The 12,039-nt window shown below is 70.8% G+C and carries 12 protein-coding genes; 5 read left to right on the plus strand and 7 right to left on the minus strand.

Annotated elements, in window-relative coordinates:
• The first annotated feature begins 2 nt into the window (after nt 1–2).
• The 3 genes from ACFQVC_RS10465 to ACFQVC_RS10475 all read left to right on the plus strand — a co-directional run bounded on the left by ACFQVC_RS10465 (nt 3) and on the right by ACFQVC_RS10475 (nt 3,155).
• A complete protein-coding gene (locus tag ACFQVC_RS10465) occupies nt 3–941 on the plus strand; it encodes a VOC family protein (protein WP_381829227.1) in 939 nt (312 codons plus the stop codon).
• 34 nt (nt 942–975) lie between these two features.
• Nucleotides 976–1,980, plus strand: a complete 1,005-nt coding sequence (locus ACFQVC_RS10470) for a fumarylacetoacetate hydrolase family protein (protein ID WP_381829229.1) — start codon at nt 976–978, stop codon at nt 1,978–1,980.
• Between the two features lie 125 nt (nt 1,981–2,105).
• Nucleotides 2,106–3,155 (plus strand): tetratricopeptide repeat protein, encoded by a 1,050-nt coding sequence (locus ACFQVC_RS10475; protein ID WP_381829231.1) that lies wholly within the window; start codon nt 2,106–2,108, stop codon nt 3,153–3,155.
• Between the two features lie 69 nt (nt 3,156–3,224).
• Here the strand turns inward: ACFQVC_RS10475 and ACFQVC_RS10480 are convergent, their stop codons facing one another.
• Nucleotides 3,225–4,670 carry a glyceraldehyde-3-phosphate dehydrogenase gene (locus ACFQVC_RS10480; RefSeq protein ID WP_381829232.1) on the minus strand — a complete coding sequence of 482 codons (1,446 nt, stop codon included), beginning with the start codon at nt 4,668–4,670 and terminating at the stop codon, nt 3,225–3,227.
• 81 nt (nt 4,671–4,751) lie between these two features.
• On the minus strand, nt 4,752–5,552 hold the full coding sequence (locus ACFQVC_RS10485) for an alpha/beta fold hydrolase (RefSeq protein WP_381829234.1): 801 nt from the start codon (nt 5,550–5,552) through the stop codon (nt 4,752–4,754).
• A gap of 160 nt (nt 5,553–5,712) precedes the next feature.
• Here ACFQVC_RS10485 and ACFQVC_RS10490 point away from each other — a divergent pair, with 160 nt between their 5' ends.
• On the plus strand, nt 5,713–6,075 hold the full coding sequence (locus ACFQVC_RS10490; protein ID WP_381829236.1) for a DUF779 domain-containing protein: 363 nt from the start codon (nt 5,713–5,715) through the stop codon (nt 6,073–6,075).
• Nucleotides 6,076–6,241: 166 nt separating this feature from the next.
• The gene (locus ACFQVC_RS10495; protein ID WP_381829552.1) at nt 6,242–7,429 is read left to right on the plus strand and encodes a phosphodiester glycosidase family protein; all 1,188 of its coding nucleotides are present in this window, start codon (nt 6,242–6,244) and stop codon (nt 7,427–7,429) included.
• Between the two features lie 34 nt (nt 7,430–7,463).
• Here the strand turns inward: ACFQVC_RS10495 and ACFQVC_RS10500 are convergent, their stop codons facing one another.
• From ACFQVC_RS10500 to ACFQVC_RS10520, 5 genes are all read right to left on the minus strand, one after another.
• On the minus strand, nt 7,464–7,658 hold the full coding sequence (locus ACFQVC_RS10500) for a hypothetical protein (RefSeq protein ID WP_381829238.1): 195 nt from the start codon (nt 7,656–7,658) through the stop codon (nt 7,464–7,466).
• 136 nt (nt 7,659–7,794) lie between these two features.
• Nucleotides 7,795–8,649 (minus strand): phosphatidylinositol-specific phospholipase C/glycerophosphodiester phosphodiesterase family protein, encoded by an 855-nt coding sequence (locus ACFQVC_RS10505; RefSeq protein ID WP_381829240.1) that lies wholly within the window; start codon nt 8,647–8,649, stop codon nt 7,795–7,797.
• 217 nt (nt 8,650–8,866) lie between these two features.
• Nucleotides 8,867–10,246 (minus strand): ribulose-bisphosphate carboxylase, encoded by a 1,380-nt coding sequence (locus ACFQVC_RS10510; protein ID WP_381829242.1) that lies wholly within the window; start codon nt 10,244–10,246, stop codon nt 8,867–8,869.
• A gap of 38 nt (nt 10,247–10,284) precedes the next feature.
• Nucleotides 10,285–11,343, minus strand: coding sequence for a 2-hydroxyacid dehydrogenase (locus ACFQVC_RS10515; RefSeq protein ID WP_381829244.1), 1,059 nt, complete (start codon nt 11,341–11,343; stop codon nt 10,285–10,287).
• A 62-nt stretch (nt 11,344–11,405) separates the two neighbouring features.
• The gene (locus ACFQVC_RS10520) at nt 11,406–12,032 is read right to left on the minus strand and encodes a histidine phosphatase family protein (RefSeq protein ID WP_381829246.1); all 627 of its coding nucleotides are present in this window, start codon (nt 12,030–12,032) and stop codon (nt 11,406–11,408) included.
• Nucleotides 12,033–12,039: the final 7 nt, after the last annotated feature.

The raw sequence follows: 12,039 nt of genomic DNA on the forward strand, positions 1-12,039 counted from the left end.
CCATGAGCCACCGTCTGCTCACCCACCTGCGGCATGTCGACCTCGCCGTGCCCGACTACGACAAGCAGCTCGACTTCTACGCCGGCGTATGGGGCCTGACCAAGGTCGCCGAGGATTCCGGTATCTCCTTCCTCGCCGCCGAAGGCTCGCCCGAGCAGTATGTGATCCGGCTGCGCGAGGCCGCCGAGAAGCGTCTCGACCTCGTCTCCTACGGCGCCGCTTCCGCCGCCGGCGTGGACACGCTCGCCGAACAACTCCTCGCGGGCGGCGTCGAGTTGATATCCAGGCCCGGCAAGGTCGACACCCCCGGAGGCGGCTACGGCTTCCGCTTCTTCGACGTCGACGGCCGCACCATCGAGGTGTCCGCCGACGTCGGGGTCAGGCGGCACCGCAAGATCGAGGAGAAGGAGGCCATCCCGGTCAAGCTCTCCCACGTCGTCCTCAACTCCCCCGATCTGAACCGCACTCGCGCGTGGTACGAACGCCACCTCGGCTTCGCCCTCTCCGACACGCTCAGCTCGCCCCACATGGGCGAGGTCATGCACTTCATGCGGATCAGCAGCCGGCATCACTCCATGGCCATCGCCCAGGGCCCGCACACCGCGCTGCACCACGTCTCGTTCGAGATGCGCGGTATCGACGAGTACATGCGCGGATCCGGGCGGGTGATGCGGGCCGGGTTCCGTAAGATCTGGGGGCCCGGACGGCACCTGGCGGGCGACAACACATTCACCTACTTCCTCGATCCGCACGGCAACACCGTCGAGTACACAACGGAGTTGGAGCTCCTCGACGAGGACACCTGGCACCCGCACGTCTACGACTTCTCGCAGCCGGAGGTCTCCGACCAGTGGGGCACGGCCAACGCGATGAACGAACTGGTCGCCAAGGAGTCCTTCAACGATCCCGACCGCGGCGTGTTCATCGCCCCGCCGGTCTGAGCCGCAGTCCTCGATCCCCGGAGAGCCAGCCCTCATGCGTTTCGCCTCCTACGCACACCAGGACCGCACCCACGTCGCCGTCGTCGAGCAGGACGGCACCCTGCGCCCCGTGCCCGGTGCCTCCTCGCTCACCGCGCTGATCCGTGCGGGCGGCGGCCTGCGGGACCTGCTCGACGCCGGCGCCACGGCACTCGACGCGCCGCCCGGTCCCCATGTCTCCCAGGTGCGGCTGCTGCCGCCCCTCCAGCCCTCCTCCGTAAGGGACTTCGTCACGTTCGAGGAGCACGTCGAGGGCGTACGGCGCTCCGTGAGCGGCGCCGCCGGGGTGCCCGAGCAGTGGTACGCGGCGCCGACCTTCTACTTCACCAACCCGCACGCGATCAGCGGCCACCAGGACCCCGTCCCCGTGCCGCCCGGTTCGGCAGCCCTGGACTTCGAGCTCGAAGTCGGCGCCGTCATCGGCCGCGAGGGCCGTGACCTCACGCCCGAGCAGGCCCGCGACCACATCGTCGGCTACACCGTGTTCAACGACTGGTCGGCCCGTGATCTGCAGTCAGCGGAGATGCAGGTCGGCCTCGGCCCCTGCAAGGGCAAGGACACCGCCACCACCCTCGGCCCGTACCTCGTCACCGCCGACGAGCTGGAGCCGTACCGCGACACCGAGGGCTTGCTGCGCCTCGCGCTGACCGCCGAGGTCAACGGACAGAGAGTCGGCGAGGACCTGCTCTCCAACATGAGCTGGACCTTCGAGGAGATGACCGCCTACGCCTCCCGGGGCACCCGTGTCCTGCCGGGCGACGTCCTCGGCTCCGGCACCTGCGGCAACGGCGGCTGCCTCGCCGAACTGTGGGGGCGGCGCGGCGAACGGACCCCGCCGCCGCTGAAGCCCGGTGACACCGTCACCCTCACCGTCGAAGGCATCGGCACGCTCACCAACACCGTCGTCCCCGGCCCGGAGCCGGTCCCCCTGCCCGCGGGACGGCGCCGCGGCCGGGAGCGTCCCGTACGCCCCGGTGATGACCCCGCCTCCCCTGCGTAGCACTCCAGTCGTACGGCACAACCCATACGCGGACGGATTCGGCGCACCCCTCTCACCTCGTAACTTCTTGATCGGAACGGCCGGGACGGCCGGGACCACGAAGTTGAGCGAGAGGCCATGGGCTGATGTACGGCAAGGCATTCGCGCCCGAGTACCAAGGCGAGCTGAGCGCGGCGCTCGGTGTGAACTCCTCGTACGAGGACGTCCTTTCGACGGCGGGCCGCGCCTTGGCCGACGCGGCCACCGACACGGACAGAGCCCGCGCCGCCCTGGCGGTGGCCGAGGCAGGCCGGCGGCTCGGCCGGGTCGAGCAGGCGCGGGCCGCCTGGCACGAGAGCTATCGCAGCGCACGCTCCGCGGGGGACGCGGGCGCCATGGCCTGGGCGCTGTGGAGCGGCGGCACCCTGGCCCGGCAGTGCGGTGAAATCGCCCTGGCCCGGCGCCTGTTGTCCTGGGCCGTGACGCTCGCCGCGGACAGCGGTGACCGGCTCGCCCACGGCTACTCCCTCGCGGGGCTCGCCGAGACCGGCCGCATTCAGGGCGACTACGCCGCGGTCGCCGAGCTGCACGAGGAACTCCTGGAGCGGGGTAGGGCGCACGGCGAGGCCCGGCACATGGTGTGGGCGATGTCCGGCATCGCGCAGATGCACCGCAACACCGGTGACTACGCCAAGGCCCTCGACCTCTTCGAGGAGTCCGTCCGCATCGCCACCGCAGCGGATGACGCCCGCGGCCGCGCCTGGTCCCTGCGCGGGGTGGCCGATGTCGTGTCGATGCGCGGCGAACCCGACCGGGCGCTCGCCCTGCTCACCGAGGCCGAGGTCATCTGCCGCGGCATGGACCTGGCCGGCGCGCTCGCCTACAACCACAAGATGCGCGGCAACATCCTCTACCGGGTCGGGTGGTACGAGGCCGCCCGCGTCACGTACGGCATCGCGCTGGAGGAGTTCCGCGAGATGAGCGAGGCGCGGGGCGCGGCGCTCGCGCGGCTCGGCCTCACGAAGTCACGGGCCCAGCTTGGCCGCGGCCACCGGGAGACGCTGGCCGAACTCGCCGAGCTCGAGGGGGACTTCGGCCGGCTCGGCCTCAAAGGCGCCCAGGCGGCGGTCGTGGCTTTCCGCGCCGAACTGCGGGACTCCGTGCCGACGGCGCACGCTTCCCGGTCGGCCGCGTAGCCGAGAGGGTCCGGCCGAGGGGCATTCCCGCTCGGCCGGACCCTTTGGCCCACCGGTTCAGATTCCCGCTCAGGCCACCGGGGCCGGGTATGTCGGGTACTCGACACCGGACACGTGCTGGACGACACGGATGACCTGGCACGAGTAGCCGAACTCGTTGTCGTACCAGAGGTAGAGGATCGCGTTGTCGCCGTCGACCTTGGTGGCGCCGGCGTCGATGATCGAGGCGTGGCGCGAGCCGATGAAGTCGTTCGAGACCGCGTCGGGGGCGCTCGTGAAGTCGATCTGGCGCTTGAGCGGCGAGGTCAGCGACACATCGCGGAGGTAGTCGAGGACCTCGTCGCGGGTGGTCTCGCGGCCGAGCCGCAGGCTGAGGATCGCGATGGAGACATCCGGCACGGGGACACGGATCGAACTGCCGGTGATCGGCGCCTTGAGGTCGGGCAGCGCCTTGGCGACGGCGGAGGCGGCCCCGGTCTCCGTGATGACCATGTTGAGCGGCGCCGAACGGCCGCGCCGGTCCGCCTTGTGGTAATTGTCCAGAAGGTTCTGGTCATTCGTGAACGAGTGAACGGTCTCCACATGACCGCGCTCGACGCCGTACTCGTCCGCCATCGCCTTCAGCGGCGGCACGATCGCGTTGGTGGTGCAGGACGCGCAGGACAGGATCCGCTCGTCCGGCTTGATCATGTCGTGGTTGACGCCGTGCACGATGTTCGGGACGTCGCCCTTGCCCGGGGCGGTCAGGACGACCTTGTCGATCCCGGGGCGCAGGTGCTTGGAGAGGCCCTCGCGGTCGCGCCACTTGCCGGTGTTGTCGATGAGGATGGCGTCCTTGATGCCGTACGCCGTGTAGTCGACCTCGGAGGGGTCGCCCGCGTAGATCACCTTGATCTCGTTGCCATTGGCGGTGATCGTGCTGTTCGCCTCGTCGACGGTGATCGTGCCCTGGAACTGGCCGTGGATGGAGTCACGGCGCAGCAGCGAGGCGCGCTTGACGATGTCCTGCTCGCCGCCGCGGCGGACGACGACGGCACGCAGGCGAAGGCCGTTGCCGGAGCCGGCCTTCTCGATGAGCAGCCGGGCGACGAGGCGGCCGATGCGGCCGAAGCCGTAGAGGACGACGTCGCGGCCCTCACGGCACTCGATCTTGTTGGCGCCCGTGGCGCCGGCCACGGCCTCGGCGGTGAACTCCGCCACCGACAGGCCGCGGTCGTCGCTCTTGTACGTCGCGGCGAGCATGCCGATGTCGATCTGCGAGGGGCCGAGGTCGAGGTCGGTCAGCGCCTGCAGGAACGGCAGCGTCTCGGTGACCGAGAGCTCCGCACCGGCTATCTGCCGCGCGAACCGGTGGGTCTTGAGAATGCTCACCACAGACTTGTTCACCAAGGAACGGCTGTGCAGCAGGACCGTGACGTCCCGCTCCCTGTGCAGCTTCCCGATGAGCGGGATCATCGACTCCGCGATCTCTTCGCGGTTCTTCCAGTTGGTGAACGAGTCTTCGTTGACAGTCACAGATTTATCTTTCGAGCTAGGCGGTGCTCATATGCTAACCGCCCGCTGTTCAGCTCCTTCCATCGGTGCCCGTGTGCTCCTTCAAGCCGTGAAGAACTCCGTGAGGAGCGGGGCGATCACCTTCGGGTCGGCCACGTGGGTCTGGCCCTCCAGGCGCACGCGGCGCGCGTGCGGCACACATTCCGCGATCGCGTCGGCGGCACCGGCGAGGGCGAGCATCCAGTCCGGGGACCCCGGCGGGTGGACGCCGCCGGTGATCACCAGGGCCGGCCTGGTGATCACCGCGAGCCGGTCCCGGGGCGGCCGGCCGTCACCGAGGCAGGCCGCGTCGTAGGCGAGGGTGTGGGCGAGGGCCACCATGCCCGGCCAGTACGGAGAGTTCCGGGCCGCCTCGATCTCCTCCTCGGGCGAACCGGCCAGGCGCATGAAGCAGACGAGCGCGTCGTCGCGACGCCCGTCGGCGAGCAGACCGCGCACCGCGGCGACATACTCCCGCCACTGGCGCGGCCACTGCTCGGCCAGGCTGTAGGGCACTTCGTACACGCCGATCCGGTCCATTCCCGTGACCCCCGCGGCGGCGGCTTCGAGGACGAGCGCACCGCCGGTCGACACCCCGTACACATGCGCCGTACCGCCGGCCGCACCGATCAGCGCCGCGAGGTCCTCCGTCTCACGCTCCAGGGCATAGGGCGGGGTGTCCCCGCTGCCCGCGCGGCCGCGGCGCGCGTAGTTGTACACGGTGAAGCGGCCCGAAAGTTCCGCGGCGAGCGGTGCGTTCTCGGCGCCGTCGTCGAGGCCGCCGCCGACCAGGACGACGGCGGGCCCATCGCCTGTGCGTTCGTAAGCGATCGTGGTGCCGTCACGGGACTCGACATGGCTCATGCGAGGCCTCCCTGAGCTTCGGCCCCGGGCCGGGGCCCTCTGCTCAGCACGCTGGCAGCACGGGCCCCGTCCTTCAAGTGCCCCGACGGCGGTGGGCAGTGCAACCGCGTTGCAACGTGGCGGGCGCTTGACTGGGCGCACGTGCAGAGAGGGGCGACCCATGAAACCGGCCGACGAGGCGCGCGTGGAACTGACCCCCGCGGCCGCCGACCTGCTGCGGCGGCTGCGCGAGGCGCACGGCCCGCTGATGTTCCACCAGTCCGGCGGCTGCTGTGACGGCAGCTCGCCGATGTGCTACCCGGAGGGCGAGTTCCGTACCGGGGGCTCCGATGTGCTGCTCGAGTCGCTGACGGTCGAGGGCGTCGCGGAACCCGTCGGGTTCTGGATGTCGAAGAGCCAGTACGAGGTGTGGAGCCACACCCGCCTCATCGTCGACGTGGTGGCGGGCCGAGGCGGCGGCTTCTCTCTTGAGGCACCGGAAGGAGTGCGTTTCCTCATCCGTTCGCGGATCGTCGGCGGCTAGTCGCCCGTCCGGTTCCGGACTCTGGTGAACTCCCCTGCGTCCTGGGACAGTTGGGGAGACATCAGGGGGGCCTGTGACGCTGCGTACAGAACACCTGCGTAACGGACATGACGGATACACCAGGAGATCCCGCACCTTCCGGCGGTGCAGAGCCGCCCTCACCGTACTGATCGCCTGGAGCGCCCTGGCCGGCGCGGGCCTCGTCGGGGCCGCACCGGCCGGGGCGTCGTCGTCCGCGGTGCGGGTCGCGGCCGGTGTCGAGTACCGGGTGATCGATCTGGCGGCCTCGCACGGGCCGGCGCGGGCACATCTGGTGACGGTGGATCTGCGCGATCCACGGGTCCGGCTCGATCTGCTGTATCCGGGGGCGGTCGGCGCCCGCCACACCGTGTCGGGGCTCGCGGACGCGCGCGGCGCGGTGGCCGCCGTGAACGGCGACTTCTTCAACATCAACGAACTGCAGCACCCGGGTGTCGAGGCGACCGGCGCCCCCGTCGGCCCGGCCGTCGCCGGTGGCCGTCACCTCAAGGCCGCCGTGCCGGACGGGCAGCGCTTCGGTCCGGCGCTGCCGCCCGGCACCAACACCCGGGACGTCTTCGGTGTGGGCGTCGACCGGCGCGCCCGTCTCGACCGTCTCGCGCTGCACGGTTCGGTGCGCACCGAGCAGGGCCGGCTGCCGCTCGGCGGCCTCAACCAGTACGCCCTGCCGGTGAATTCGGTCGGCGCCTTCACCTCGGACTGGGGCACCGTCTCCCGGCTGCGCGCCACGTGCGGCACGGACACCGACCGCGCGGCGCCCTGCAGCACGGACACCTATGAGGTGCGGGTGCGCGGCGGACGGGTCACAGCGGCGGCCGACGTCCCGGGCGCCGGGCCCATCGGACCGGACGAGACGGTCCTGGTCGGCCGGGAGGCGGGGGCGCAGGAGCTGCGGAAGCTGTCGGCCGGCGAGCGGGTCCTGGTCCGGCACCGTCTCGTCGCGGCCGGCTCGCTGATTCCGTACGGCTTCGCGGTGGGCGGCTACCCGGTGCTGCGCGACGGCCGCCCCCTCGACGGCCTCGACCCGCTCACCTCGGCGGTCCGCACGGCGGCCGGCCTCTCCGACGCCGGGCACCGCCTGTATCTGCTCGCCCTGGACGGCTCCCCCGAGTTCCGCACCGGCCTGACCATCGCCGAAGTCGCCGCCACCATGCGGGACTTGGGCGCGGTGGACGCGTTCAGCCTGGACGGCGGCGGGTCGTCGACGCTGGTGTCACGGGATCCGGGGGCGGAGGCCGTGACGGTACGCAACCATCCGAGCGGCGGCATCGAGCGGCCGGTGCCGAACGGGATCGGGGTGTTCTCGCTCGGCTGACTTCGCGCCGGTGCGAGACGCGGCTTGACGCGGCTTACGGATTCAGGTTGCTGACGATGTTGGCCGTCGCCGACAGTCCGTTCTGGATGGTCGGCGCCATGCTCGTGCTCGCCAGGTAGAAGCCGAGCAGGACGCAGACCACGGCGTGCGAGATCTTCAGGGCACCGTTGCGCAGGAAGACCACCGCGAGGATGAGCAGCAGCAGGACAACGGAAATCGAAACGGCCATCGTGGCAACCTCCTCCGCCACGTCAACACCGTGGCTCACGGCGGCCAGTGTGGCGGAGCGGAGGGGCCGACCAGGTGAGTGACATTCCCCCGAACGTGTGTTGACTGCCCGTCACGATGCCGCGCGCGGCCGCCGCTCAGGGCCGGTCGTACGCCTCCAGAAACGCTTCGAGGGCCCGCAGGTCGTCGGTGTTGAGGTGATCGGCGTCGGCGGCGATCAGTTCGGCCCACACCGCGCCGCGCGCCTGTCCCGGCAGATCGGGAGTGGCCCAGAACCGGACCCGCTGCCCGCGCGCGTGTGCCGTTCCGACGATGGTGTGCAGCTTGGCCCGCTCGGCATCGGGCATCGGGCCGACGCCCTGCCAGCTGAAGTGGACGCCCCAGTTGTCGCTGATCAGCGGCATGAAGGAGGCCGGGGCGGGGCCGCCGAGATCGGCGAGACGACCGTCGTAGAAGGCGTACCGGAGGCGCTGTGCCTCCATCGGGGCGCGGGCCGCGCGGTCCCCGGAGATCACCGCGGTGACCGGTCCGCGGCGCACCTTGCCGTGCTCGTACGCCGTGAGGATACGGCGGTAGCGGCGCAGCCTGCGGTGGAGTTCGAGATAGGTGGCCGCGCCCTCGGTCTTGAGGTCGATGAGGAGCTGGAGCGGTCTGCGGTAACCCCGGTACACCGAACCGTGGTTGGCGCGGATACGGGCGAGCAGCGGGTCGAGGTAGAGCGACTCCAGGGTGCGGGTGGGGTCGAGCTGGCCGGGCTCGTGCGCGACGAGGAGCTCGCCGTCGACCAGGAAGACATCCGCCTCGACGCTGGTGAAGCGGTGGTCGAGCGCGTCGAGGAGGGGCCTGGAGTGCAGATAGTCGTTGTGCGCGTGGGCACGGCGCAGGGGGCGTGGGTGGCGCCCGGCGGCCTGGGCGTACGCCGGGACCGCGACGGTGCCCGCGGCCGCGGCGGCGAGGGTCGTGACGGCTCTGCGGCGGGTGATGAGGGCCATGGTGCGTGCCTCCCTTGAGCGAAGGGCCGGGCGTGACCTCATGGAGTATGAGGCCACGCCCGGCCCAAGCGGCAGTGTCCTGCCGGGAGTTGGCGCGGTCGACCGAGCGGCTCGGAGGGAAGTCCGGTGCGGTTCGGTACGCCCCTGAGGGGCGCGGGGAACTGCGCGACCAGCAACGACGCACCCGCAGGTGCATACCGGACGTACCGCGGAGCGCCTACGCCACGCCGAGCTCGTCGCGCCAGCCCGGGTAGAGCTTGTCCGCGTCGGCGGTGAAGGACTCGAAGGCGCCCTTCAGCTCCGGGTGGTCCTTGGCGTACTCCACCAGCTTGATGCCCTGCTGCCAGGCGTCCTGGGCCTGGCGCAGGGACTTGGCGCCCGCGGTGCCGCCGTCCTTGTGGCCGAAGGCGCCGCCGCCGGACGTCTGGATGACGTTGGAGTGGCCGAGGTTGTCGAAGAAGCCGGGCAGGCGCAGGGCGTTCATACCGCCGGAGATGATCGGCGTGGTGGACTTCATGCCCAGCCACTCCTGGCGGTAGAAGGGGCCTTCGGCCGTGTCCTGCTCCAGCATGAAGGCGATGTTCTTGTCCGCGGCGTCGCCCTCCATCTTGCCGTAGCCCATGGTGCCGGTGTGCATGCCGGACGCGCCCTGGAGGCGGGTCATCTTGCAGTGCACGAAGGACGTGTAGCCGCGCTGCGACTGGGGGCTGGTGACGGCGCCGTGGCCCGCGCGGTGGAAGTGCAGGAACTGGTTGGGGAAGTTGCGCCGTGCGGTGGTGACGGAGGTCGGGCCCGCCACGTACCCGTCGACCAGGAAGGCCACGTGGGAGGCGTTCTCGGCGAAGGTCTCCAGGATGAACTCGGCGCGGGCGATCATCTCGGCCGGGTCGTCCGCGGTGATGTTGGCGGAGAACAGCTTGGCCTCGCCGGTCTCGTCCTGGGCGCGGCGCATGGCGTCGGCCACGGCCTTCATCGTGTCCTTGAGCGGGGCGAAGACCTGGTTGCCCTGGGGCTCGTCGTTCTTGATGAAGTCGCCGCCGAGCCAGAACTGGTGGCAGGCGTCCGCGAACGGCTGCGGGCGCAGGCCGAGCTTCGGCTTGATGATGGTGCCGACCACCATGCCGCCGTCGACGACCGGGCGGCCGAGGACGCGCCACATGTCCTGGATGTTCATGGCCGGGCCGTCGAACAGCCGCAGGTAGGCCGGCGGCACGTAGAAGTCGTGCATCTTGGCGTACTCGACGTCGCCCATGCCCTGGTTGTTGCCGATGGTCAGGGTGAGGAACGAGGCGAGCATCGCGCGGCCGTCGATGATGTTGCGGTCGAAGAGCTCGATCGGGTACGCGATCTTCATGAGCTCGCGGGCCTCGTCGACCTCGTAGACCAGGGCGTCGACCCCCTTGGTGAAGTCGTCGGTGGTGCACACCTCGACGTTGGTGCCGGTCGAGGACTCGGCGGCGAAGTGGGCGGCGGTGGAGAGGTAGTCGCCGTAGCCCGCCTTGGGCTTCATCGTGTAGGCGCACAGCACGTGGCGGCCGCCCTTGATGAGGTCGTCTTCGTTGAGGTCGAGGCGTGCGTAGCGGGTCGACTGGTCCATGGTCTTGCTCCTGAATTCTTGCGTGGGGGGTACGGCGCTCAGGCCTGGGTGGCGGCTTCCGCGGCCTGGAAGACCTCGGGGTTGGCACAGTGTGCGAGGGGCTCGCCGCGCAGGTAGCGGCCGACCTCGCCGGCGACGATGCGGGCCGCCTTGTGGGCGACCTCCTGGCTGCCGCCCGCGATGTGCGGGGTCATCACGATGCCGGGGGTCGTCAGGAGACGGGACCCCGCCGGGACGGGCTCCTCGTCGAACACATCGAACCCGGCGCCGGACAGCTGCCCCGAGCCGAGGGCGTCGCACACGGCGTCGTAGTCGAGCAGGGCGCCACGGGCGCAGTTGACGAGGACGGAGCCGCGCGGCATCTTCGCGAGCTGCGCGGCGCCGATCATGCCCTTGGTCTCCTCGGTCACGCGCGCGTGCAGCGAGACGATCCGGGAGCGGGTCAACAGCTCGTCCAGGGAGACCAGTTCGGCGATGCCCTCGACCAGCTCGGGCTTCACGTAGGGGTCGTGGACCAGGACGGTGGCACCCATGGCCTTGAGGACCTTGGCGACACGGGAGCCGATGGCGCCGTAGCCGATCAGGCCGACGGTGGCGCCGTCGATCTCGATGCCGCAGTTGTCGTAGTCGTAGTAGTCGCCGCGCCAGACGCCCTTGCGCAGGTCGGTGTGGGTGTCGCCGACGCCGCGCGCGGCGGCGAGCAGCAGGGTCAGGGTGTGCTCGGCGGTGGCCACCGCGTTGCGCCCCGGGGCGTAGCAGACGGCGACGCCGTGCCGCGTCGCCGCCTCCAGGTTGGCGTTGACGGGGCCGCCGCGGCTGATGCACATCAGCTTCAGGTCCGGGCAGTTGGCGAGGACGCGCTCGGTGAGCGGGGCCATCTGCGTGACGCAGACCTCGACGCCGCGCAGCGCCTCGATGATCTCGTCCTCGGTGCCGGAGGCCTCGATGACCTCGGCGACCGGGCCGAAGGGGGTGTGCGGCCAGGGCAGCTTGACCTCGGAGACGTCACAGGCGTCGCCGGTGGCCTTCCGCACCTCTTCGGTGAGGAGGCGGGGAAGGACGAAGTGGTCGCCTGCGGCCAGAACCTTGGTGCTCATGAGGGGGTTCCTTCGGGGTGTGCGGTACGTGGCGTACGGGAACGTGCGTGGTCGTACATGGGTCAGTGGGCGGCGGGCACGGGCGCGTACGGCGGTGCGTTGAAGCGCAGGAGCGAGGCCTGGCCGGCGCTGAGGCGGACCTCGGTGAGAGTGCCGTTGTCCAGGACCGGGAACACCCGGCGGTATTCGCTCAGTTCGATACCGAGGAGGCCGCAGAGCATGACGCGGAACAGGGCGTTGTGCGCGACGACCAGGATCCGGCCGCCGGGGAACTCGGCGGCGGTCTCCTCCAGGCAGGCGCGGGCCCGTGCGACGGCCTCCCGCGGGTCCTCTCCCCCCGGCAGATGATCACCGACCGGGTCGCGCAGGAACGCGGCGTGCTGCTTGGGGAAGCGCTGCGCCATCTCGGCCAGGGTCAGGCCTTCGCCGTCACCGAAGTCGATCTCGCAGAGCCGTTCGTCCGCGCGCGGTTCGAGGCCGAGTGCGCGGGCGGCGGGGGCGGCGGTGAGGCGGGCGCGGGACAGCGTGGAGCTGATCACCGCGTCGATCCGCTGTCCCCGCGCCCAGGCCCCGAGGTCGTCGGCCTGGCGCAGGCCGCGCTCGGTGAGAGCGACGTCGGCGCGCCCCGCGTAGCGGTTCTCCGCGTGCCAGACGGTCTCGCCGTGGCGTACCAGGATGAAGTCGGTCACTGTGCTG

The organism is Streptomyces monticola, from assembly GCF_042665355.1.
GTDB classification, from domain to species: Bacteria; Actinomycetota; Actinomycetes; order Streptomycetales; family Streptomycetaceae; genus Streptomyces; species Streptomyces monticola.

Excerpts from the sequence above, each read along its gene's own strand:
- ACFQVC_RS10500 (WP_381829238.1), bottom strand. The coding sequence starts at position 7,658 with ATGGCCGTTTCGATTTCCGTTGTCCTGCTGCTGCTCATCCTCGCGGTG.
- ACFQVC_RS10510 (WP_381829242.1), bottom strand. The coding sequence starts at position 10,246 with ATGGACCAGTCGACCCGCTACGCACGCCTCGACCTCAACGAAGACGAC.
- ACFQVC_RS10505 (WP_381829240.1), bottom strand. The coding sequence starts at position 8,649 with ATGGCCCTCATCACCCGCCGCAGAGCCGTCACGACCCTCGCCGCCGCG.
- ACFQVC_RS10515 (WP_381829244.1), bottom strand. The coding sequence starts at position 11,343 with ATGAGCACCAAGGTTCTGGCCGCAGGCGACCACTTCGTCCTTCCCCGC.
- ACFQVC_RS10485 (WP_381829234.1), bottom strand. The coding sequence starts at position 5,552 with ATGAGCCATGTCGAGTCCCGTGACGGCACCACGATCGCTTACGAACGC.
- ACFQVC_RS10470 (WP_381829229.1), top strand. The coding sequence starts at position 976 with ATGCGTTTCGCCTCCTACGCACACCAGGACCGCACCCACGTCGCCGTC.
- ACFQVC_RS10490 (WP_381829236.1), top strand. The coding sequence starts at position 5,713 with ATGAAACCGGCCGACGAGGCGCGCGTGGAACTGACCCCCGCGGCCGCC.
- ACFQVC_RS10475 (WP_381829231.1), top strand. The coding sequence starts at position 2,106 with ATGTACGGCAAGGCATTCGCGCCCGAGTACCAAGGCGAGCTGAGCGCG.
- ACFQVC_RS10465 (WP_381829227.1), top strand. The coding sequence starts at position 3 with ATGAGCCACCGTCTGCTCACCCACCTGCGGCATGTCGACCTCGCCGTG.